Below are 23,195 nucleotides of genomic sequence, written 5' to 3'. Positions count from 1 at the left end.
TTCCGATACGATGAGCATATTGGGATAAAAAGGAGACGACACACTTGGGTAAAAAAGTCAGAGTAGCGGATATGGTTAAAGAGTTTAAACTCGAAGTCATTTGCGGCGAAGAAGGCTTGAAGCGGCCGATCACGACGGCCGATTTATACCGGCCTGGTCTGGAAATGGCCGGATATTATGAATTTCACCCGCATGAACGTGTTCAAATTCTCGGTAAAACAGAGCTGACCTTTTTCGAAGGCTTGACGGCTGAATGCCGCGTGGAGCGGATGAATTGGCTGTGCGCCCCTCAGGAGACGCCTTGCATTATTTTAAGCCGCGGGATGGAGGCTCCGCTAGAACTGCTTCAGGCGGCGGGTGAGCATCAGGTAGCTGTGCTGCGTACGCCGATGGCGACGACGATTTTGGCAAGCCGGCTAACAAACTTTCTGGAAAACCGCCTGGCGCCATCGACGACGATTCACGGGGTGCTTGTGGATGTGTATGGCATCGGGATGCTGATCTCCGGCTCAAGCGGCATCGGGAAAAGCGAGACGGCGCTTGAGCTGGTGAAGCGCGGACACCGTCTGGTGGCGGACGATGCGGTTGAAATTCGCCAAACGGCTGATCATACGCTGATCGGCAATGCGCCGGAGCTGATCCGATATTTGCTGGAGATTCGCGGGATTGGGATCATTAATGTGATGACGCTGTTCGGAGCAGGCGCTGTATTGACCGCCAAGAAAATTTCGTTGGTGTGCAAGCTGGAGAACTGGCAGCAGGACAAGCAATATGACCGGCTCGGCTTGGATGAAGAAACAACGAGAATCATTGATACCGATGTGCCGCTCGTCACTATTCCAGTACGTCCCGGGCGAAATCTCGCTGTTATTATCGAAGTAGCGGCCATGAATTACCGCTTGAAACGGATGGGTTACAACGCTGCGCTCCAATTCACGAACAAGCTGACCGAGTCGCTGAACGATGATATGGATGAGATGGAATAGAAGAGCTTAAGGGAGACGAAAAATTATGTTTCTTGCTTTGAATCCAATTGCATTTTCGCTCGGGCCGATTAGCGTACACTGGTACGGCATCATTTTGGGGACCGCGGCGTTGATCGGGCTGGTGCTCGCTATTCAAGAGGGCAAGCGGTTTGGCATCTCCTCAGACTTTTTCATGGATTTGGTGCTGATCGGCGTGCCGTCCGCGATTGTCGGAGCGAGAGTTTATTACGTGGCCTTCAAGTGGGAGGACTATAAAAACAACTGGGTTGACGTGTTTAAAATATGGAATGGCGGTATTGCGATTTACGGCGCGTTAATCGGGGCCATTATCGCTGCTGTCATCTATACGAGGCGCAAGGGCTACGGGTTCTGGAAAATCGCCGATATTTGCGCGCCGGGACTGATCGTCGGGCAGGCGATCGGGCGTTGGGGCAACTATGTGAACCAAGAGGCGCATGGCGGTCCGGTCGCCGAATCGTTTTTGCGCGACAACCTGCATCTGCCGAATTTCATCGTAGATCAGATGCTGATCCAAGATGTGTATTACCACCCGACCTTCCTGTACGAATCGCTCTGGAATGTGCTGGTGCTTGTCCTGCTGCTTGTGCTGCGCCGGCAAAAGTTTGTCCGGGTAGGGGAAGTGTTCCTTGGCTATTTTATTTTTTACTCCATCGGCCGTTTCTTTATCGAGGCATTCCGAACGGATAGTCTGGACTTTACGGGACCGCAATGGCTGGCTTCGCTGCTGCAGGGCTTATGGTCGCCGATGCATGCTTTTGGCTTCGAGCAAGGCATTATGACGTACGGCGGCAATATTCGTATTTCGCAGCTGCTGGCGATTTTGATCGTGCTGGCTGCTATTGCGCTGATTGTGATCAGACGGCGTACGGGAGCATCAGCGGAGTATTATGCAGATCCGGTCGTTCATCCGCCTGGAGCGGTCGCTGCGGATGCTTCCCCGGCAACTGACGCGCCGGAAGCAGCATCGTCACCGGAGCCGGAGCATAGGTCATAAGTGATCGCATCAGGCAATCAGGCAACATATAGAGAGGCCGCCGCAGGACTGTAAAATAACCCGAGCGGCGGCCAACGCAGAAGGAGTGCGAGACGATGATAAAAACCGTACTGTTTGATCTGGACGGAACGATTCTGGATACAAATGAATTGATTATCCAGTCGTTTCTTCATACCTTCGAGGGCATAACGGCCGAGCCGGTAACCCGCGAGCGAATTATTCCGAACATGGGCCGCCCGCTCGTGGAGCAAATGGTGTTTTTTTCCGGACGCGAGCAAGTAGACGATCTCGTGTCCAAGTATCGGGATTACAACATTAGCCGGCATGACGAGCTGGTACAGGCATTCCCTTACGTGCAGGAGACGCTGGCAAGTTTGAAGGCGGCGGGCATCAAGCTTGGCGTCGTAACAAGCAAGGTGCGCCGGACGACGGAGATGGGGCTGCGGCTGACAGGGATCTTCGATTACTTTGACGCGATCGTAACGGTGGAGGAAGTTGAACGGGCCAAGCCAGACCCGGAAGGCATCCGACAGGCCTTGCGGCTGATGGGCGCAGACGCGGCAGGCGCGCTGATGGTCGGCGACAGCCACTATGATCTGGAGGCGGCGCGCAACGCGGGCATTCCATCGGTCGGCGTAGCCTGGACGCTCAAGGGTGTTGACTATTTGCAGGCATATCATCCGACTTATATCATAGACGATATCCGCGAGCTGCTGGGGATTATCGGCGTTGAAGGAGCAATCGCGCTTGAGACAGACGGAACGATTTCCGGTTAAAGGTCCCAATTCGTTATGGCAGGTATACAACACGATTAGCCGCTGGAAGGCGATTCGCAATTTCATCTGGATTCAAATTTCGAGGTATGCGCCCTCGCTTACCCTGAAACGGTGGATTTACCGCCGGGTTCTGGGGATGAAGGTGGGGGAGCATGCTTCTTTTGCGTTGATGGTGATGGTTGATGTTTTTTTTCCGGAGAAAATTGAGGTTGGCGACAATACCATTATCGGGTACAATTCGACCATTTTGACGCATGAATATTTGATCAAGGAATACCGGCTCGGCCAGGTGCGGATCGGCTCGCATGTGATGATCGGCGCCAATACGACGATTTTGCCGGGAGTGACGATCGGCGATCATGCGGTGGTGGCCGCGGGCTCGGTTGTACATAAGGATGTTGCGCCTTACAGCATGGTCGGCGGCAATCCGCTGCAGGTGATTCGGGCCGATGTGCGCGAGGCTGACGGCGGGTATGGAGACGAGGACAGCAGTAAGGCCGCAAAGTGAATGATTTGGAAGTTCGTTTGCGCCCGGCGCGTCCGTTTTCTCCGCATTTCTCAGTAAAGGCGCTTGCCCTTACGGCTGACCGGATACCATTGACGGAGCTTGCATTCCATGTTAGACTTACTTTTACATTCTTTATTTTGGTAGCATGGTAGCACATTAGCGAACTAAAGTGATAAATACTTACGATAGCAGGGTGAAGTCGGATGTCCAAACCGAAAGTATTTGAAAAACCGACAGGTGTAAAGGATTATTTGCCGGAGGCGGCGGCCAAGCTGCGCAGCATCGAGCTGAAGGTCATGCAATGCATGGAGCGCTGGGGTTACCGGGAAATTATAACGCCAACATTGGAGTACTACGATACCGTCGGGGTAGCCAGCTCTACGGAAGACAAAAAGCTGTTCAAGCTGCTTGATCGCAATGGCACAACGCTTGTGCTGCGCTCGGATATGACCGCGCCGATTGCACGGGTCGTATCGTCGCTGCTGCGGGACTACCGTTTTCCGCTGCGTCTGTCGTATCATGCGAACGTTTTTCGGGCGATTGAAGCCGAAGCGGGACGGGATGCGGAATTTTTCCAGGCTGGCGTGGAACTGGTAGGCGATGCTTCGAGCGAATCCGATGCCGAGGTGATCGCGCTTGCGATAGCCTGTTTGCAGGCGGCCGGTGTGGAGCAGTTCAAGATTGCAGTCGGTCATGTCGGATTTTTGAACGGCTTGTTTCAGGAGACGCTGCGGGATAGACTTGACGCGCAGACGCAGCTCAAGGATTGCTTGCTGAACCGCGATTATGTCGGCTACCGGGAAGCGATCCGCGAATTAGGCCTCGCTGACGGGGTACAGGAAGAGCTGGACGGCATTCTCCGGCTGCGCGGCGGGCAAGAGGTGTGCGGGCAAGCGCGCAAGCTGACCGGCGATCCGGTGGCTCAGGCGGCGATTGACCATTTATGCGAGGTATGGGATGTCCTGGTGGCGTATGGGGTCAGCGAGCATGTGCTGATTGATCTGACGATGATCGGCGATTTCTCCTATTACACGGGGATGACCTTTGAAGGGTATGCGGCTGATCTCGGGTTTCCGGTATGCAGCGGCGGGCGTTACGACAATTTGCTGGCCCAGTTCGGCCGTCCGGCGCCAGCGACCGGATTTGCGCTCAAGACGAACCGGATTTTGGAGGTCGTCAGCAAGGGAGCGGCCCGTGAATCGGAAGGCCGTGTGCTGATTGTGTATGCAGCGGCTAACCGCGCGGAGGCGCTTGGGAAGGCCGGAGAGCTGCGCGGAGACGGACATGCTGCCGTGGAAACGCTGCTGCTGCCCGCCGACGGCCGCTATGAGCGGACGGAGCAGGCGGACGGAACAATCCTCGTGCGCGATACGGCGTATCGCAGCGTGATTGAGTTTGTGAAGTAAAGGAGCGGGCAAAAGCGATGCAGGAGTTATTAAAAGTAGCCATGCCCAAAGGGCGTATCTATAAGCAGGCCTCCAAGCTGTTCCGCCAAGCGGGACTGACGATTCCCGACGAAGCGGATGAGTCGCGCAAGCTGATCATTGCGGTGCCGGAGGCCAACATGGAGTTTATTATGGCGAAGCCGGTCGACGTTCCGACCTATGTGGAATACGGCGTGGCGGATATCGGGGTCGTCGGCAAGGACGTGCTGATGGAGGAAAATCGCGACGTCTACGAGCTGCTGGATCTGGGTATCGCCCGCTGCCGGATGTCCGTGATCGGGCTGCCGGATTGGAAGCCGGTGCTGAATCCGCGCGTGGCGACGAAGTATCCGAACGTGGCATCGCAGTATTTCCGCGAACGGGGCCAGCAGGTTGAGGTGATCAAGCTGAACGGGTCCATCGAGCTGGCGCCGCTGATCGGTCTGGCCGACCGGATCGTCGATATGGTCGAGACCGGCAGTACGATTCGTGAAAACGGACTGGCGGAGCATGAGACGATTTTCTCGATTACGAGCCGTCTGATTGCGAACCGTGTCAGCTACCGGATGAAAAATAATGCGATCCAGGCGCTCTGCGACCGGCTTCAGCCGGTGATCGCCGAGGCTATAGCGGCAAGTGCGAGGAAATAACGACCGGAAGTCTTCATCGGAAAATCAGTGCGTGACCAAAGGACGAGCGTTTAGCGGAGTGTCGGAGGATCGAAGGTCTGGGAAAGCCATACAACGAACAATGGAAGGAGGACTTGGTTTATGAAGGTGATACCTGCTGCTGAATTTGCGCTAAAGCGGGAAGTGGAGTACGGCTCGCCGGAGCAAAATGCTGCGGTCAAGCGCATTATCGACGAGGTGCGTCAGGATGGCGATGAGGCGCTGCGACGCCTCAGCAAGGAGTTCGACCGCGTTGAGCTGGAGCAGCTGCGCGTGACGGACAGCGAGCTGGAGGCGGCGTACAGCAAGGTGGACGCTGAATTTCTGGAGGCGATCCGCGAGGCGGCCGTCAATATTCGCCGCTTCCATGAGAAGCAGCTGCGCTCGTCCTGGATGGACCTGCAGCCGGACGGGACGATTCTCGGCCAAGTGATGCGTCCGCTGCGCCGGGTCGGTCTGTACGTGCCGGGCGGGAAAGCGGCGTATCCGTCCTCGGTGCTGATGAACGCGATTCCCGCTCAGGTGGCGGGCGTGCCGGAAATCGTCATGGTAACGCCGCCTGCGACGGCGGGTGTAGAGGGGATCGACCCGCATATTCTCGTCGCCGCCGCTGAGGCGGGCGTGCGGGAAATTTACCGGGTCGGGGGAGCGCAGGCGGTGGCCGCGCTTGCCTACGGCACCGCGTCGATTGCGCCGGCCGACAAAATTGTCGGGCCGGGCAACATTTACGTCGCGCTGGCCAAGCGTTACGTGTTCGGCGTCGTCGATATCGACAGCATCGCCGGGCCAAGCGAAATCGTCGTGCTGGCCGATGCGTCGGCTGATGCGTCGTACATCGCCGCCGATCTGCTGTCGCAAGCGGAGCACGACGAGATGGCGTCGGCCATTCTCGTGACGCCGTCGGCCGAGCTGGCCGCAGCGGTGAAGCTGGAGGTCGAGCGTCAGCTGGCCGAGCTGCCGCGCCGCGAGATCGCGGAGAAGTCGATCCGCGACAACGGTGCGATTTTGACCGTGTCCAGTTTGGATGAAGGCATCGAGGTTGTCAACCGCCTTGCGCCGGAGCATCTGGAGGTGCTGGTGCAAGAGCCGTTCGCTTACTTGAGCCGGATTGAGAATGCCGGCGCCATTTTCCTTGGTCCGTACAGCTCGGAGCCGGTCGGTGATTATTTCGCCGGTCCGAACCACGTGCTGCCGACCAACGGGACGGCGCGTTTTTCTTCACCGCTGAACGTGGATCACTTTATGAAAAAATCAAGCGTGATTTATTATAGCAAGGAAGCGCTGCTGCGCGACGGCGGCAAAATTATGTCGCTGGCCCGTCATGAAGGGCTGGAGGCGCATGCGCGCGCGATTGACATTCGGATGCAGAAAGAAGGGGACTCTCGTGGCTGAACGCGAGCAAGCAGGAACAGAAGCGGCAGCGCCGCAGGCGCGCCGGGCGGACGTAGCGCGCCGAACGAATGAAACGGACATCAAGCTGGCTTTTCAAGTAGACGGAACCGGCGTATCCGAGCTTGAAACGGATGTGCCGTTTCTCAATCATATGCTCGATCTGTTCACCAAGCACGGCCAATTCGATCTGAAGGTGGACGCGCGGGGCGACGTGGAGATCGACGATCATCATACGGTCGAGGATATCGGCATCTGTCTCGGCCAGACGCTGCGCGAAGCGCTTGGCGACAAACGCGGCATCAAGCGATACGCGAGCGTCTTTATTCCGATGGATGAGGCGCTTGCGCAGGTCATCATTGATATCAGCAACCGGCCGCATTTCGAATACCGGGCGGAATACCCGTCGGCGACGGTCGGCAGCTTCACGACGGAGCTGGTCCACGAATTTCTGTGGAAGTTCGCGCAGGAGGCGCGTATTACGCTGCATGTAATCGTCCACTACGGGCACAACACGCATCATATGATCGAAGCGGTGTTTAAGGCGCTCGGACGGGCGCTGGATGAAGCGACGAGCATCGACCCGCGCGTACAGGGGGTTCCATCGACGAAAGGGGTGCTGTAGCCATGATCGCAATCATTGACTATGGCATGGGCAATTTGCATAGTGTCCGCTCTGCAGTCGAGCGGCTCGGCTACCCGGTGCGGATTACGTCGGATGAACGGGAGCTGTTCGAGTCGGACGGCGCGATTTTGCCGGGCGTCGGCGCGTTCGGCGATGCGATGGAGCATCTGCGCGCATCGAAGCTCGATGAGGCGACGAAGGCGTATGCGGCAAGCGGCAAGCCGCTGCTCGGCATCTGTCTCGGTATGCAGCTGCTGTTCGACCGCAGCGAGGAGCATGGGCTGAATGACGGGCTGGGCTTGCTGCCGGGCGAGGTTGTACGGTTCCGCGGCGACTACAAGGTGCCGCATATGGGCTGGAACAAGCTGGATTTCCAGCAGGAGAGCGGGCTGTTTCAAGGACTGGAGGAAGGTCATGTCTACTTCGTCCACTCGTATCATGTCCGGCCGGAGCAGGCGAGCGATCTGCTGGCGACGACGGATTACTACCAGCGAGTGACGGCGATTGTCGGCCGCGGCAATGTGTACGGCATGCAGTTTCACCCGGAGAAAAGCGGCAGCGTCGGCATGAAGCTGCTCGACAACTTTCTGGCGCAGTGCGGAAGCAAGCAGCACCGATAAACCTAATGCAGTGGAGGAATCGAAATCATGTCTTCGTTTATTATTTATCCTGCGATTGATATCCGGGACGGCAAATGCGTGCGCCTGATCCAGGGCGATTACAACCAGGAGACGATCTACAACGAAAATCCGCTGGAGGTCGCGAAGTCCTGGGAGGCGCAGGGCGGCAAATGGATTCATCTGGTCGATCTGGACGGGGCCAAAGCGGGCAAGCCGGTCAATGACAAGCTGATCGGCAGCATCGCTCAATCGGTAAATGTGCCGGTGCAGGTAGGCGGCGGCATCCGTACGGATGCGGACGTCGACTACTTGCTGTCGCTGGGCGTGTCGCGACTTATTCTGGGCACGGCGGCGATCGAGGATCGCGCGTTCGTCAGCCGGGTGCTGCAGAAGCACGGCGAGCGGATTGCGATCGGGCTCGACGCGCGCGACGGGTACGTAGCGACTCGCGGCTGGCTGGAGACTTCGGCGGTGAAGGCCGATGAGCTGGCGGTGGAGCTGGCGCGCGAAGGGGCGCGCACGTTTATTTTTACGGATATTTCCCGCGACGGCATGATGGCTGGCCCGAATGTTGAAGCGATTGTGAACCTGGCGAAGGTGTCCGGCCAAACGGTCATTGCTTCCGGCGGGGTGAGCCGGTACGAGGATCTGCAGAAGCTGGCGGAGCATGCCGAGGAAGGCGTCGGCGGCGCGATCGTCGGCAAGGCGCTGTACACGGGCAGTATTCAGCTGGCGGAGGCGCACGCGCTTGTATAGGTGATTGCCGGGGAGTCACTTACGGAAAGGGGTGCAGCGATGCTGACCAAACGGATTATTCCTTGTCTGGATGTCAAGGACGGCCGGGTTGTGAAGGGCGTAAATTTCGTCAATTTGCGCGATGCGGGCGATCCGGTCGAGCTGGCGGCGCTTTATGACCGCGAAGGTGCGGATGAGCTCGTATTTCTCGATATTTCGGCTTCGCATGAAGGCCGGGCGACGATGGTGGAGGTCGTGCAGAAAACGGCGGAGCAAATCACGATTCCGTTCACCGTCGGCGGGGGCATTGCCAGCGTGGACGATATGAAGCGGCTGCTGCGCGCAGGCGCGGACAAAATTGGCATCAACACGGCGGCGGTGCGCAATCCGCAGCTGGTGTCGGACGGGGCCCGGCGCTTCGGCTCACAATGTATTGTGGTGGCCGTTGACGCCCGCTTTAACGCGGAATGGGGCGAGTGGGAAGTGTTCACCCATGGCGGCCGGAACGGGACGGGCATCCGCACCCTGGAATGGGTTAAGGAAATCGAACGGCTCGGCGCAGGCGAAATTTTGCTGACCAGTATGGACGCGGACGGGACGAAGGACGGCTTCGATCTGCCGCTGACGAAGGCGGTATCGGAGCTGGTGTCGGTGCCGGTCATCGCGTCCGGCGGCGCGGGGCAGAAGGGCCACTTTTATGACGTGTTCGCTGAGGCGAAGGCGGATGCGGGATTGGCCGCGACGATTTTTCATTATAAGGAAATCACGATCCAGGAAGTCAAGGATGATCTCAAGGCAAAAGGAGTGGAAGTACGATGAGCGGCTATACCGGTGCGGCAGCAAATCTGGAGCAGCTTGTAAGTGCGATTAAATGGGATGCAAACGGCCTCGTGCCTGCCATCGTGCAGGATGCGGCCAGCAAGGAAGTGCTGATGATGGCGTATATGAACAGCGAATCGCTGGGCAAGACGCTGGAATCAGGCGAAACGTGGTTCTGGAGCCGTTCCCGCAGCGAGCTGTGGCATAAAGGCGCGACCAGCGGCCATCTTCAGCAGGTGCGCTCGCTCCGCTACGATTGCGACGGCGATACGCTGCTGGTGCTGATCGATCAGACCGGCCCGGCCTGCCACACGGGCAGCTACAGCTGCTTCACCCAAGAGGTGAAGCTTGGCGCGCTTGCCGCTGACAACGCGGCTGCAGCCGAGACCAGCGGACGCAAGGGCGAGGCGGATCGCTTCGCGATCTTGAACACGCTGGAGGCGACCATCGCCCAACGCGATGCCGAGCGTCCTGAAGGCGCGTATACGACGTATTTGTTCGAGAAGGGCGTCGATAAAATTCTCAAGAAGGTCGGCGAAGAAGCGGCCGAGGTCATCATTGCGGCGAAAAACCGCGACCCGGTTGAGCTGCGCTGCGAAGCAAGCGATCTGGTGTTCCACCTGATGGTGCTGCTGCGCGAGCAAAAGCTGCCGCTTGATCATGTGCTGCAGGAGCTGGACCACCGTCACAATAAAAAGAAGTAGGAGCTAACGTCTATGCGCATTGATTACCACACGCATCATGTGCGCTGCGGTCATGCGTCGGGGGAGCTTGAGGAGTATGTACAGAAGGGCATTGAGCTCGGACTGGTCCAATTGGGCTTGTCCGATCACATGCCCTTGCTCCATGTAGACCCGGCGACGTATTTGCCCGGCATGGCGATGCCGATGGAAGAGCTGCCGAATTATGTCGAAGAGGCTTTCCGGCTGCAGGAGAAATACAAGGATCGGATCGACATCCGCGTTGGGCTGGAGGGCGATTATATTGAAGGCTACGAAACGGAAATCCGACGAATCATTGAGGCTTATCCGTGGGATTATGTAATAGGATCAGTGCATTTTCTCGGGGAGTGGGACATTACCGATTTCCGGCAGACGGATGGCTGGCAAGGGCGCGACGCTTATGAGGTGTACCGTCAATATTACGAGGCCGTCGCCAAAGCCTGCCGGACAGGCTTCTACGATTATATCGGCCATATTGACGTAATCAAGCGGTTTGGGTTCAAGCCGGAGCGCAGCGTAGAGCAGCTGGAGCGGGAAGCGCTGGAGGCGGTGAAGGCGGCCGGTCTGGCGATTGAATTAAACGCTTCCGGCTTGCGGATGCCGGTGGGTGAAATGTTTCCAAGCCGCCGCATGCTGGAAGTTGCGCTTGAGCTGGGCATCCCGGTGACGCTTGGCTCGGACGCCCATCAGCCGGAGCGGCTGACGCAATATTTGGACCAGGCGGTCGCTTTGTTGAAAAATGTCGGTTTTAACGAATTAGCCACATTTAAGTGTCGGAAACGGACAATGTTGCCTATTGGATTTGACACTTTTGATGTATAATGAGTGAGGGACATTTTAAAGATTGTGTGAACCCGATGATGTTATAGCGGCTCAGGATTACCGAATCGGAGCGCGTCAAACGAACCATGTACCATGAAGAAAAGCGGAGGTAACCATGTACAGCGACAAAATGAAGATTTTCTCGGGTTCGTCCAACCCGAAACTGGCGGAGCGCATCTGTGCAGAGCTTGAGGTGCCGCTGGGCCAAATTCAGCTTTCCCGGTTCAAGAGCGGTGAAATTTACTGTCTCTACGAGGAGAGCATCCGTAATTGCGACGTTTTCCTCGTGCAAACGTTCTCCCATCCGATCAACGAGAACTTTATGGAGCTGCTCGTCATGATGGATGCGGCCAAACGTGCATCGGCGAGAACGATCAACCTTGTCGTTCCATACTATGGTTATTCCCGCCAAGAACGGAAAGCTGCGCCGCGGGAGCCGATCTCGGCCAAGCTCGTGGCGGATCTGCTGACGGCCGCAGGAGCCGACCGTGTCATCACGATTGACCTGCATGCCCCTGCGATCCAAGGCTTCTTCAACATCCCGGTGGATCATTTGACTGCGCTGGATCTGATTAGCGATTATATCCGGAGCCTCAATATTCCGAATCCGATCATCGTATCGCCGGATGCGGGTCGCGCGACAACGGCTGAAAACCTGGCCAACATTCTCGATGCGCCGTTCGCGATGATGATCAAAAAGCGCCCTGCGCACAATGAATCGGTCATTACTCATGTCATCGGCGAGGTGGCAGGCTGTACGCCAATCATTATCGAGGATTTGATCGACACAGGCACGACCATCGTGAATGTCGTCGAAGGCTTGAAGGAACGCGGCGCCAACGATGCTTACGTTTGTGCGACGCACCCGGTGTTCTCCGGTCCTGCCCTGCAGCGTCTGGATCATCCGAACATCAAGGAGGTTGTCATTACGGATTCCATCGCGATTCCGAACGATTGCTCCTCCCGCTTCAAGGTGCTGTCCGTTTCCCATCTGCTCGCGGATGCGATCAATATTATCCAGGCAGGCGGTTCGCTTAGCTCTTTGTTCAAATACGGCGGCGTGTAACAGGTCCTCATAAGGAGGATCAAGCGCGTTCGATTATATTACCACTTGAATCCGGCCCGCAAACCCTACGGTTTTGGGCCGGTTTGTGTTATAATTGATCAATCATTAGGTTTCCGGAAAGCAAGAGACGATAGCTACCTACCTCGTATTCGGCAGTTATCTCTTCCGGACGGGTCACGGAGGTGCCTTATACCATGGAGAAGAAAAAACGTGTGCTGCCTCGTACCAGCACCAATGTCGTTTCGATGAAAATGGACGCCACGTTCTTTTTCGAAAAAGCTGTCCAGTCGATGGACCGGCTTCATTACGATAAGGCATTGAAGTATTTTCGCCGGGCGGCTGAATATGAACCGGAGAATCCGGTCAATCATTGCAATCTGGCGGGGCTGCTGTCGGAGATGGGCAATTACGAGGAGTCCAATCGCATTTTACAGCATGTGCTTGATCAGATCGATCCGTCGATGACGGAATGCTACTTTTATATGGCTAATAACTTTGCCAACATGGAAAATTACGAGTCCGCCGAGACGGCGATTGTTCATTACCTGGAGAACGATCCGACGGGTCAATATCTCGAAGAGTCGGAGGAAATGATGGAGCTGCTCCGGATCGAGCTTGATCGACCGACCAAGCTGACGACCATCAAGAGCCGGGAGGGCATGTTTGAGCACGACCGGGCGCGCAGCATGCTGGAGGAGGGCAAGTTTTCCGAGGCCGTGCGTATTCTGGAAGGGCTGATCCGCAGTCATCCGGACTTTATGGCGGCCCGTAACAATCTTGCGCTCGCTTACTACTACATGGGTCATTTCGAACGATCGGTGCATATGATCCGCGAGGTGCTTGAGCTGGAGCCGGGCAATTTGCATGCGTTATGCAACCTTGCGATTTTCTATCAGCACTTTGGCGACAAAGAGAAGCTGGCCGGCTTGCTGGATGTGCTGCGCAAAACGTATCCGTTTCATCAGGACCATGTCTTCAAGCTTGCGACGACGATGGGTATACTGAGCGAGCATGACAAGGCGTTCCGGCTGTTCAAGCGGCTGCTCAAAACCGGCGAGGCCGGGCTTGACCCGTGCCTGTTTCATTACGCGGCCGTGGCGGCTTACAATACGGGGCGGATGGCTGAAGCCGAGCGGTTGTGGCGGCAGACGGAGAAGTTCGACCCGCGTTCCGAAATTCCGAAATTTTACTTGAATGTGCTGTCGCGTATTCAGCAGAGTGAGCCGAAGCCGCCGGTGAGCTATCATTACCATCTGCCGTTCGAGGAGCAATTCCGCGGGCTGGAGAAGGTGGAAGGCGGCTTGCCGGAGCATTTGAAGAAGGACCCGCTCGTACGCTCGTCATTTTTCTGGGCGCTGCGTCACGGCGATATGGATACGAAGCTGCAGGTGATTCAGGCATTCGGGCTGATCGGCGACGATGAGGTGAAGGATGCGCTGACCGGGTTTATTCAGGAGCCGGATGAGGACGATTATCTGAAGAAGGTTGCGGTGTTTGTGCTGCGCAGCATAGGGGTGCAGGAGCCGCTGGCCGCGGTGCTGGAGGGACGTGAGACGACGGTTTCGCCGTCGCCGCCGTCGCCCAATCTGCCCGTCTGGGAACGAAAGTGGCAGGCCGTGATGGAGCTGGCGCTCGGCCGGATGGCGGGGCGTTACGATATGGTGCAGCAATACGATTTGCAGACGCTGTGGGTCGAATATTTGTCGCGGATGTTCCCTGCGGTGCCCAAGCTGACCAAGCTGGAGGGCTGGGCCGCTGCGCTGGAATATTGGGTGGCGAAGATGCACCGTCGTCCGGCGACGTACCAGGAGATGGCGGAACGGTATGACGTATCCGCAGCAACGATTCGCAAAAACGCGAAGCTGATCGACGAGGCTTGCGGCTTGCAGGAAAAGATGGAGGCCATCTTCCGGAAGCTGCCGGGGCTGGATACGCCGTCCTGACGCCGTTATTCGGCAACGGATGGGTTGTTTCACAATAGCTACAGATTGAAGAAGCAGGTCAAGCACATTATTACGAGGTGAGAAGCAGGTATGGGAGATCAAGTGTACTTGGGAGTCGATTTGGGCGGAACTGCGATTAAGGTAGGATTGTGCGACGTGGAAGGCAATCTGCTGGCAACGTACGAAGGGCCAACCGGCACCGAGCACGGCTCGGATGTTGTGCTGGAGAACATCGCGCAGTACGCGCGCAAGATTATAGCGGATTCGGCATACACATGGGAGCAGGTAGCCGGGGTCGGCGCCGGCATCGCGGGATTTATGGATATTCCCGAGGGCTTCATTAAGCTGTCTCCGAACCTGGGCTGGCGGAACGTACCGGTGAAAAAAATTCTCGAAGAGAAGCTCGGCAAGCCGGTTAAAATTGATAACGATGCAAACGTTGCCGCGCTCGGCGAAGCTTGGGCGGGCGCTGGCAAAGGGCTGCCGAACGTCGTTTGCTACACGCTCGGCACCGGAGTCGGCGGCGGCATCATTATTAACGGACGCATTTACCAAGGCTCCAACGGCATGGCGGGCGAGCTGGGCCATATTTCGCTGGTGCCCGACCTTGAGGCCATAGACTGCGGCTGTGGCAAACGCGGCTGCCTGGAAACGGTCTCCTCGGCGACGGGCATTATCCGGATGGCCAAGGAAGCGGTGGAGCGCGGCGAGCATACTTCGTTGGCGCTGGTTGAGCACATCATGGCCAAGGATGTATTTGATGCGGCCAAGACAGGCGACGAGACCGCGCTGCGCATTATTGACCGGGCGGCGTTGTATCTGGGCAAGTCGATGGCGATGGTATCGGTGATCGTCAACCCTCAGCGGTATGTTGTAGGCGGCGGCGTCTCCAAGGCAGGCGACATTTTGTTTGAAGCGATCCGCAAATATTACCGCGAGTATGCGCAGGAAACGTCCCAGGAGGGCGTCGACATCGTGCCGGCCGTGCTGGGCAATGATGCGGGCGTCGTCGGAGCAGCCGGCCTGAATTTGCGCGGTTAAGCAAGCCCGTCGTGCGCGGCTCTGACCGGAGCCGTCCGGCGAGGCATTCAAGCGAAGGAGCGGGGTCCCTATGGATGAATTGCATAGCTTGGGCAAGCTGGTCATTATTACCGGCATGTCCGGGGCGGGTAAAACGATCGCCGTGCAGAGCTTGGAGGACTTGGGCTTTTTCTGCGTTGATAATCTTCCTCCAGTGCTGATTCCAAAGTTTGCAGAGCTGATCGAGCAGTCCAAGGGTCGGATCGGCAAGGTTGCGCTGGTTATCGACTTGCGCGGCCGTGAGTTTTTCAATACGTTATCCGAATCCTTGCGATATTTGCATGATAATGACACCTTGACTTACGAAATTTTATTTTTGGACGCGACGGACAGCACGCTGGTGCAGCGTTACAAGGAGAGTCGGCGGAAGCATCCGCTTGCTCCGACCGGCGCCCCGCTCGAAGGCATCCATCAGGAGCGCAAGCTGCTGGAGGAGCTGAAAGGGCTGGCGACGCAGGTGATCGACACAAGCAGCCTGAAGCCGGCCCAATTAAAGGAACGGATCGTCGCGCGGTTTACAAGCCTCGGGACCGGCGGGATTGTGCTTAATGTGATTTCCTTCGGCTTCAAGTACGGAATCCCGATTGATGCCGATCTGATCTTTGATGTCCGCTTCTTGCCGAATCCGCATTATATTGATACGCTGCGCCCGAATACGGGTCAGGACCCCGATGTGTACGACTACGTAATGAAGTGGGGCGAGACGCAGGAGTTTCTGATCAAGCTGCTCGATATGCTGCATTTTCTCGTACCGCAATACCGCAAGGAAGGCAAAAGCCAGATCGTCATCGGCATCGGCTGCACGGGCGGCAAGCATCGCTCGGTCGCCATCGCCGAATATTTGGGCAAAGTGATGGGCAACAGTGAAACGGAGATCGTGCGGGTTAGCCATCGGGATTCCGAGCGCGACCGGGCTGAGGTGAAGCGATGAACCTTGATCCGCAACCGGAAGCGTATTTGCCGCGAATCGTCGTGCTGGGCGGAGGCACCGGATTGTCGGTCATGCTGCGGGGGTTGAAGCAGAAGCCGATCGACATTACGGCGATTGTCACCGTAGCCGACGACGGCGGCAGCTCCGGGATTTTGCGGTCCGAGCTGGAGATTATTCCCCCTGGCGATATTCGCAACGTGCTGAGCGCGCTGGCCGATGTGGAGCCGCTGCTGGGCGAGCTGCTGGATTACCGGTTTGACAAAGGCAACGGACTGGCCGGACATAGTCTCGGCAATCTGATGCTGGCGGCGATGCGCGACATTACCGGCGACTTCGTGACCGGGGTACGCGAGCTGAGCAAGGTGCTTGCGGTTCGCGGGCGCGTGCTGCCGTCGGCGAACCAGGCGCTTGTGCTGCGCGCGGAGATGGAGGACGGCTCGATTGTCGAGGGCGAGTCCAAAATTCCGAAGGCGGGCGGCGTGATCCGCAGAGTCGGAATAGAACCTCAGGATGCCCAGGCGCTGCCGGAGGCGCTGGAGGCGCTGCGCCAGGCCGATGCGATTTTGATCGGGCCAGGCAGCTTGTACACAAGCATTCTCCCCAATTTGCTCGTTCCGGAAATTACACAAACGATTGTCCAATCGTCCGCGCTCAAAATGTTTATATGCAATGTGATGACCCAGCCAGGTGAAACCGACGATTACAAGGTGAGCGACCATCTGAAGGCGGTCCGCGATCATATCGGCGTCGATTTGTTCGATTACGTGATCGTGAACAACGGCGAAATCCCGGAGCAGGTGCAGTCCCGATATGCGGAGAAGGGCGCCAAGGTGGTGCATCTGGATCTGGATGAGGTTACCCGCCAGGGCTACAAGGTGATTGCCGATCAACTGGTGTTGTTCCGCACCTATTTGCGCCATGATGCCGAGAAGCTGAGTCAGCACATTTACCAATTGGTTGAGAGCTGGATGTTCAAGAAGAGGTGATGTTCATGTCCTTCGCCGCTCAGACGAAGAAAGAGCTGACGTTGATGGAGTCCGACCCTTGCTGTGAACGGGCGGAGCTGTCTTCCCTTATTCGCATGAACGGTTCCGTCCAACTGTCCAGTCAGAAGGTTGTGCTGGATATTTCCACGGAGAACGCCGCCATCGCCAGACGCATTTATTCCTTGCTGAAAAAAACTTTTCAGGTTCATACCGAGCTGCTCGTCCGTAAAAAAATGCGGTTGAAAAAAAATAATGTGTACATTGTGCGTGTGCCGGTGCAAGTTCAGCATATACTGAAAGAGCTGGACATTGTCTCCGAGGGCTTTTTGTTTACAGACGGAATTGAGGAGTCGATTATCAGGCAGGATTGCTGCAAGCGCGCCTATTTACGCGGAGCTTTTCTCGCGGGAGGCTCGGTGAACAATCCGGAGGGCTCGTCGTATCATCTGGAAATTTATTCGATGTACGAGGAGCATTGCAAGGCGCTCTGCAAGCTGGCCAACGAATTCGATCTCAACGCCCGCTGCATCGAGCGCAAAAAAGGATTCGTGCTGTACATCAAGGAAGGCGAGAAAATCATCGAATTTCTCAGCTTGATTGGCGCTCACCAGGCGCTGCTCCGGTTCGAGGATGTCCGGATCATGAAGGATATGCGTAATTCGGTGAATCGGCTTGTCAACTGCGAGACGGCGAATCTGAACAAAACGATTGGCGCCGCTGTCCGACAGATCGACAATATCCGGCTGCTCCAGAAGCAGATCGGACTGGAAAATCTGCCGGAGAAGCTGCGCGAGGTGGCTGAAATTCGGCTGCAGCATCCGGATATGAATCTGAAGGAGGTTGGCGATCTGCTGAAGGGCAGTGTCAGCAAGTCCGGCGTCAATCATCGGCTGCGCAAAATTGATGAGCTGGCGGAGAAGCTCAGAAGGTAAGCTGTTCCCATGAGGAGCAAATATAGAATTTTTGTGTAATTCATCAAAAATTCTAGTGCAATTCGCCGAAAAATGCTATACTAGTTGAAAACCGCTTTTATGCCGATCCCGGCAATCGGGCTGGGGGGTCGGCGTGATTTTTTCATGAACAGCAACAAGCGGCATCCCGAACCGGGACAGACGAAATTCGGTACACGAACTTTATCTATAGGGCCAGCGCCTTCATGGATGAGCAATTAAAACTAGGGGGTATTGGTTGCATGTCGAGACGCCCAGTAGTCGTCAAATTGAAAACAGGTCTTCATGCCAGACCGGCGGCACTTTTCGTACAGGAAGCAAACAAATTTTCTTCCGAGATTTTCGTGGAGAAGGATGAGAAGAAGGTCAACGCCAAAAGTATCATGGGCATTATGAGCCTTGCGATCAGTACAGGGACTGAAGTACACATAAGTGCGGAAGGTTCAGACGCTGAGCAGGCTGTAAACGCTTTAGTCACCTTGGTCAGCAAAGAGGAACTCGAGAACCAATAAGAGTCCGGTAAGCAAGCTTCCGTGAAGGAAGCTTGTTGCCGTTGGAGCGCCTCGGGCATCGACAGCTTCTTCCGGACGGAGGGCTGCCAAACCTGTCAGGCCGCAGTGCCAGCGTCTACGAGCCAGCGTGAACACGGAAATCCGTCTTCGCCCGTTTATCGAGCAGAGGGATTGCCGGACGCGTTCGGTACATCTTGCATACGCTTACAACTAAATTTGTTTTTCAGCTAACCGACGGCTTTGCCGCTCGGATTTTTTGTTTGCGCAGGCAAGGATGGATAGGGGGCAGGGGGATCGGGCGATAATGTGTATGTTTCGTGAACAACGATACGATTCTGCCTAATGCCGGCCCAGGGTGTGCGGATGCAGCGCAACCTTTGTCATGATGTCGGCGTCTAACCTTCGTCATCCGACGCGCGAGCGGAGACAACAAGAAATGAAGGAGCAAAGAGATCATGAAGCGGATGAAAAGAGAGTGGACAATTCTTCTGGTACTTAGCTTGCTGCTGACAACCTTCAGTCAAGGGGCGGCGACTGCGGCTGACCGGGAGTCGCCTATGTCTTCGGGTACGGTGCAGGTGTTGTTATATTTAAACAAAGCTGAAGCTTTCCTGAACGGCGACCTTGAGACCCTGGATGCTCCGGCTACCATTATCAAGGACAAGATGTACGTACCGGCCAAATTTCTGGGCGATGCGTTCGGCATGAAGGTGGAATGGAATGAGGCGTCGCGAATGATCGAGATGGTTACGCCGAAAGCGACGATTTCGCTGGATAGCGATAACAAGTCCATTTGGATTAACGGATACTGGATGCGCTTCGACGACGCGGCGGCGATTGTCAACGGCCGATTGATGATCAAGCTCACCTGGCTGGCCGATTATATGGGCGCTCGCTACACGTACAACGACGAATTGCGGCGTGTGGAAGTGCTGTACACGAAAATTCCGACCGGCATCTACATTCCGGCGAATGACAACTCGAAGCCGGTAGCGAAGTTCAGCCTAGGTAAAACAAGCTACAAAATCGGCGAGCCGATCAAGTTCATCGACTTGAGCTATGATCCGGATGCAGAGGGAGTTATTAATCACAAGTGGGAAGGGCGTCAAGAGGTGTATTTCAGCCCGGGCACGTACCCGGTTACGCTGACGGTTGAGGACCGCCATGGCAACAAAAGCGAGCCCTATACCCGGAATATCGTTGTCGGCAAGGAAACGTATTTGAACGAAGTGGAATACCCGATCTATATGAAGCCGGTTGGCGGGTATATTAAAACAAACTGGTCCGTGCTGTGGGGCAATTTCTACGATCTGCCGGAGCTTCCCAAGCAGGTCACGCAAGATACGACCCGCAAGCTGCTTGTCAGCGACAGCCCGGAGACGTTTACGCAGCAAGGCATTTTGTATCAGGATACGGTCGATGGCAAGGGGCGGCTGTACGCTGATCATATTAACGGAACGCAGCAGAAGGTGACGATGGCGATTCTCGCCAAAAATATGAGCACGAAGCCGATTACGATCCGCACGACCAATCAGGGCGAGGTATGGCCGTCCGTCTATGCCAATCTGATCGGCAATGAGGCTACCGTTGATTTTCTGCTTGGCGATCCGATGAATGAAAAGATGACGATCCCGGCTAACCAGACATTTATTTATAAGCAAATGCCGGATTTTTACCCGGCGCAGGGGGTCAATCTGTTTTACGATATTGAAACGGACGGACCTGTGCAGTTCTCGTTTATTGCCACAAGTGAAATAACAGCCAATTCGCTGTCACTGCCGCTGCTGCCGTTTGACGGGCATGTGCGCGGCACGTTCCCGGTGTCGGAGCTAAGGTGGAACATCGACGGCACGACATTTACCAAGCCTTCACGGCTGATCGTCGGCGACGGCAAAATTGATCCGTTCCTGCCAGGCTATGATACAATCCGCAAGCAGGAAGTAAAAAATGACGGCAATTATGGCGTTATTTATAAAATTCACGCCGATAAGCCGCGCAAGATGGCCGTTATGGTGCTGCCGAAGGGCGGCGTCTTCAAGGGGCCGTTTAAAATTAATGGTGAAATGCGGCTTGTACCGGAGTCAGGCGTGATGACAGCCTTCGATGGGCTGCAAATTATCGCGAAGACGACAGGCACGGAGGACGCGCTGGATATTGAATTTAGCCCGCCGGCCGGATCGGCGTTCCCGATTGATCTGATCTTTTATCCGCTGGACGACCGCGAGACGAGGTAGTTGTTTCGGGGTGTCAGGCTGAACGCCAGGCTGTCTGCTAAACTGTCCGGGCTGTCCGTGATCCGTCTAAATAGGATACAGAACCGCAAGCGCTCGTGTTCGGGCGCGCTTGCGGTTTTTTGTGCGTTCAAGCGGGAAGCGTCCCGCAGCGACGAAGGGATTGCAAGCGGGTGCTGTGCAGCGCTGGCAGCCGTCAGCCGATCGTCAGGAAGTTGTCACGGACAAATGTGAAACTTCTGGGCGGCTGGATCGTTTGGAAGGTGTGAGCACATGCAGAAAGGCGGGGGTTGTTTGTATGAAAACAGGTCAGGGGTTGCGTCCGGAGCGTTGGCTTGGCTGGACAGGGGGGCTGCTGATTGTGACCGGCAGCTTGTTTGTGCCGGAGCTGCCGTGGTATGTGCTGGGCGAGGTGCAGGAGGCTGAGATTCGTTCGTGGGGACAGATGTCGATAGTCGGCGGTATCCTGACCTTGGGCGGGAGAGCGCTGCTCATGAGAAGCGGTGAGCAGGCACAGCGCTGGCTGCTGCTGTTCAGTATCGTCGGGATGCTGCTGGTGATGCTGGCTCAGATGCCCGCATTATTCAGCTGGTTAATGTATGGAGGATTGTTTACGCAAGCGTGGACGCCTTGGGGGCCTGGGGGGGTGATCATCGGGCTGTCGCTCCATCTGGCGCTCACGGCGCTGGCCGCACTGTCGATCATCACGGCGGCCCATGCGCTGACAGGGCGTCTGCGCGGCGGGTTAAGACTGTCTCGCAAGCAAGGGATGGCGGCTGCAGTGCTGCTGCTTGTGGGGTTCTGCGCGCTTTGGGGCTGGGACCGGTATGCTGACCAGCGCTGGATTGCACGTACCTATCCGGTCGACGGTGCGGTTGAGGTGCCCAGGGATACAAAGGTTGAGGTCATCTGGCACGGGGAGCGGGACGCCATGGGCATGCAAATCCGATATAAAGACCAGCCGGATGAAGCGTTGCCTGGCGAAGTAGCGGGCACCGGATATGGCATCACCTTTCAACCGGAGGGAGGCTTTGCGCCGGGGCGCGAGGTTGAAGTGACGGTGGACTCGGAGCGCCGCAGCCATACGTTTTCATTTCAGACAGGGGTGAAATAGCGACTGCTGGAGAATGAACAGACAGCAAGTCGTTTCATCACAATAAAGCCCCAGCGTGCTCCGGCCGCCGGGAAGGCGGCAAGCAAGCTGGGGCTTCGTTGTGCTCAGAGCAGAGTTGGCGTCCTCTAGGGGCGTCACTGTTCTGAGCGTCTGACATCTGACTGTCAGCGGATTAGATGCGCTCGATAACTTTGTCAATCAAGCCGTACGTCTGCGCTTCCGCAGCTGACATGAAGTTGTCGCGGTCCGTGTCGCGCTCGATTTTCTCGAACGTCTGGCCGGTGCGCTCAGCGAGAATCGTGTTCAGCTTGTCGCGCATTTTCAGAATGCGCTTCGCGCGAATTTCGATATCGCTTGCTTGACCTTCTGCGCCGCCCAGCGGCTGGTGAATCATAACCTCGCTGTTCGGCAGCGCGTAGCGCTTGCCTTTGGCGCCTGCCGCAAGCAGGAAAGCGCCCATCGAAGCGGCCATGCCGACGCAGATCGTCGATACGTCCGGCTTGATGAATTGCATGGTATCATAGATCGCCATGCCGGACGTGATGGAGCCGCCGGGGCTGTTGATATAGATGCTGATGTCTTTGTCAGGGTCCTGTGCGGTCAGGAACAGCAGTTGCGCAATAATCGAGTTGGCTACAACATCGTTGATTCCGCTACCGAGGAAAATAATCCGGTCCTTCAGCAGGCGCGAGTAAATATCGTAAGCGCGTTCTCCTCTGCCATCCGGTTCGACAACCATTGGAATAAAACTCATGAGCTGCAGCCTCCTTTAATAAACCTCTAATCAATCTCATATAAAACAAGCTATACCCATCATAACGGAAATTCAATCAAAGGTCAAGAAAGGTCAAATGAAGACATAAAAAAATCAGCCTCGATCAACATCAGGACTGATTGTTTCAATCATAAGTGGCGCGCCCGTAAGGAATCGAACCTTAATCTCAGGCTCCGGAGGCCTACGTCATATCCATTGGACCACGGGCGCGTATCTAGTGCTGTACATCCATTCACACAGCATGCACATTCACACAGCATGCATGATGTTAAACAAAGTTCAACAACTGTGACAGCAGAAGTTATTATATAACATAATTCATAATAATGCAAGCGGTTCGCCCAAAATAATTTACGGCTCCAGCAGAGGCGCGAATCGGGAGCAGAATCGGGCTAATTTTATCGTTTTTTAACAGGGTTCGACTTGATCTTGCGGTAGTGTTGGTCTATACTGTAGTTAACTAAGTGAACAACTTAGTACTTTTTTTGAAGCGTGTGG

At 56.0% G+C, this 23,195-nt stretch carries 23 protein-coding genes and 1 tRNA gene; 22 read left to right on the top strand and 2 right to left on the bottom strand.

Annotation, left to right across the window (positions count from 1 at the left end):
* Positions 1-44 precede the first annotated feature (44 nt).
* The 22 genes from hprK to AC6ROY_RS22990 all read left to right on the top strand — a co-directional run bounded on the left by hprK (position 45) and on the right by AC6ROY_RS22990 (position 21,922).
* Positions 45-986 (top strand): HPr(Ser) kinase/phosphatase, encoded by a 942-nt coding sequence (hprK, locus tag AC6ROY_RS23095; protein WP_500102936.1) that lies wholly within the window; start codon positions 45-47, stop codon positions 984-986.
* A 25-nt stretch (positions 987-1,011) separates the two neighbouring features.
* The gene (gene lgt / locus AC6ROY_RS23090; protein WP_500102935.1) at positions 1,012-2,001 is read left to right on the top strand and encodes a prolipoprotein diacylglyceryl transferase; all 990 of its coding nucleotides are present in this window, start codon (positions 1,012-1,014) and stop codon (positions 1,999-2,001) included.
* A gap of 95 nt (positions 2,002-2,096) precedes the next feature.
* Entirely contained in the window at positions 2,097-2,777 is a 681-nt protein-coding gene (ppaX, locus tag AC6ROY_RS23085; RefSeq protein WP_500102934.1) for a pyrophosphatase PpaX, read from the top strand.
* The gene (locus tag AC6ROY_RS23080; protein ID WP_500102933.1) at positions 2,749-3,285 is read left to right on the top strand and encodes an acyltransferase; all 537 of its coding nucleotides are present in this window, start codon (positions 2,749-2,751) and stop codon (positions 3,283-3,285) included. The genes ppaX and AC6ROY_RS23080 overlap by 29 nt, the downstream gene beginning before the upstream one ends.
* Before the next feature lie 203 nt (positions 3,286-3,488).
* Positions 3,489-4,691: an ATP phosphoribosyltransferase regulatory subunit gene (locus tag AC6ROY_RS23075; RefSeq protein WP_500102932.1), complete on the top strand. Its 1,203-nt coding sequence runs from the start codon at positions 3,489-3,491 to the stop codon at positions 4,689-4,691.
* A gap of 17 nt (positions 4,692-4,708) precedes the next feature.
* Positions 4,709-5,359 (top strand): ATP phosphoribosyltransferase, encoded by a 651-nt coding sequence (hisG, locus tag AC6ROY_RS23070; RefSeq protein WP_500102931.1) that lies wholly within the window; start codon positions 4,709-4,711, stop codon positions 5,357-5,359.
* A 120-nt stretch (positions 5,360-5,479) separates the two neighbouring features.
* The gene (hisD, locus tag AC6ROY_RS23065; protein ID WP_500102930.1) at positions 5,480-6,769 is read left to right on the top strand and encodes a histidinol dehydrogenase; all 1,290 of its coding nucleotides are present in this window, start codon (positions 5,480-5,482) and stop codon (positions 6,767-6,769) included.
* Positions 6,762-7,391, top strand: coding sequence for an imidazoleglycerol-phosphate dehydratase HisB (hisB, locus tag AC6ROY_RS23060; RefSeq protein ID WP_500102929.1), 630 nt, complete (start codon positions 6,762-6,764; stop codon positions 7,389-7,391). The genes hisD and hisB overlap by 8 nt, the downstream gene beginning before the upstream one ends.
* 2 nt (positions 7,392-7,393) lie before the next feature.
* Positions 7,394-8,011: an imidazole glycerol phosphate synthase subunit HisH gene (gene hisH, locus AC6ROY_RS23055; RefSeq protein ID WP_500102928.1), complete on the top strand. Its 618-nt coding sequence runs from the start codon at positions 7,394-7,396 to the stop codon at positions 8,009-8,011.
* 27 nt (positions 8,012-8,038) lie between these two features.
* Positions 8,039-8,767: a 1-(5-phosphoribosyl)-5-[(5-phosphoribosylamino)methylideneamino]imidazole-4-carboxamide isomerase gene (gene hisA / locus AC6ROY_RS23050; protein WP_500102927.1), complete on the top strand. Its 729-nt coding sequence runs from the start codon at positions 8,039-8,041 to the stop codon at positions 8,765-8,767.
* A gap of 39 nt (positions 8,768-8,806) precedes the next feature.
* Positions 8,807-9,565, top strand: a complete 759-nt coding sequence (hisF, locus tag AC6ROY_RS23045; protein WP_500102926.1) for an imidazole glycerol phosphate synthase subunit HisF — start codon at positions 8,807-8,809, stop codon at positions 9,563-9,565.
* Entirely contained in the window at positions 9,562-10,269 is a 708-nt protein-coding gene (gene hisIE, locus AC6ROY_RS23040; protein ID WP_500102925.1) for a bifunctional phosphoribosyl-AMP cyclohydrolase/phosphoribosyl-ATP diphosphatase HisIE, read from the top strand. The genes hisF and hisIE overlap by 4 nt, the downstream gene beginning before the upstream one ends.
* Before the next feature lie 12 nt (positions 10,270-10,281).
* The gene (gene hisJ / locus AC6ROY_RS23035; RefSeq protein WP_500102924.1) at positions 10,282-11,109 is read left to right on the top strand and encodes a histidinol-phosphatase HisJ; all 828 of its coding nucleotides are present in this window, start codon (positions 10,282-10,284) and stop codon (positions 11,107-11,109) included.
* Between the two features lie 115 nt (positions 11,110-11,224).
* Positions 11,225-12,175: a ribose-phosphate diphosphokinase gene (locus tag AC6ROY_RS23030; RefSeq protein ID WP_500102923.1), complete on the top strand. Its 951-nt coding sequence runs from the start codon at positions 11,225-11,227 to the stop codon at positions 12,173-12,175.
* Positions 12,176-12,369: 194 nt separating this feature from the next.
* Positions 12,370-14,118: a tetratricopeptide repeat protein gene (locus AC6ROY_RS23025; protein ID WP_500102922.1), complete on the top strand. Its 1,749-nt coding sequence runs from the start codon at positions 12,370-12,372 to the stop codon at positions 14,116-14,118.
* Between the two features lie 90 nt (positions 14,119-14,208).
* Positions 14,209-15,159 carry an ROK family glucokinase gene (locus tag AC6ROY_RS23020; RefSeq protein WP_500102921.1) on the top strand — a complete coding sequence of 317 codons (951 nt, stop codon included), beginning with the start codon at positions 14,209-14,211 and terminating at the stop codon, positions 15,157-15,159.
* A 70-nt stretch (positions 15,160-15,229) separates the two neighbouring features.
* The gene (gene rapZ / locus AC6ROY_RS23015; protein WP_500102920.1) at positions 15,230-16,129 is read left to right on the top strand and encodes an RNase adapter RapZ; all 900 of its coding nucleotides are present in this window, start codon (positions 15,230-15,232) and stop codon (positions 16,127-16,129) included.
* The gene (mgfK, locus tag AC6ROY_RS23010; protein ID WP_500102919.1) at positions 16,126-17,115 is read left to right on the top strand and encodes a gluconeogenesis morphogenetic factor MgfK; all 990 of its coding nucleotides are present in this window, start codon (positions 16,126-16,128) and stop codon (positions 17,113-17,115) included. The genes rapZ and mgfK overlap by 4 nt, the downstream gene beginning before the upstream one ends.
* A 5-nt stretch (positions 17,116-17,120) precedes the next feature.
* Positions 17,121-18,047 carry a DNA-binding protein WhiA gene (gene whiA / locus AC6ROY_RS23005; RefSeq protein WP_500102918.1) on the top strand — a complete coding sequence of 309 codons (927 nt, stop codon included), beginning with the start codon at positions 17,121-17,123 and terminating at the stop codon, positions 18,045-18,047.
* A gap of 260 nt (positions 18,048-18,307) precedes the next feature.
* Positions 18,308-18,577, top strand: a complete 270-nt coding sequence (locus AC6ROY_RS23000) for an HPr family phosphocarrier protein (RefSeq protein ID WP_010500412.1) — start codon at positions 18,308-18,310, stop codon at positions 18,575-18,577.
* Positions 18,578-19,032: 455 nt separating this feature from the next.
* Positions 19,033-20,811, top strand: coding sequence for a stalk domain-containing protein (locus AC6ROY_RS22995; RefSeq protein WP_500102917.1), 1,779 nt, complete (start codon positions 19,033-19,035; stop codon positions 20,809-20,811).
* Between the two features lie 295 nt (positions 20,812-21,106).
* Positions 21,107-21,922 carry a hypothetical protein gene (locus tag AC6ROY_RS22990; protein ID WP_500102916.1) on the top strand — a complete coding sequence of 272 codons (816 nt, stop codon included), beginning with the start codon at positions 21,107-21,109 and terminating at the stop codon, positions 21,920-21,922.
* 172 nt (positions 21,923-22,094) lie between these two features.
* Here the strand turns inward: AC6ROY_RS22990 and clpP are convergent, their stop codons facing one another.
* Together clpP and AC6ROY_RS22980 are read right to left on the bottom strand one after the other, a co-directional pair.
* Entirely contained in the window at positions 22,095-22,676 is a 582-nt protein-coding gene (gene clpP, locus AC6ROY_RS22985) for an ATP-dependent Clp endopeptidase proteolytic subunit ClpP (protein ID WP_500102915.1), read from the bottom strand.
* 156 nt (positions 22,677-22,832) lie between these two features.
* A tRNA-Arg gene (locus AC6ROY_RS22980) sits at positions 22,833-22,907 on the bottom strand.
* Positions 22,908-23,195 lie beyond the last annotated feature (288 nt).

This window comes from Paenibacillus sp. sg306046 (assembly GCF_059821225.1).
This window is presented reverse-complemented; position numbering and strand designations above follow the sequence as displayed.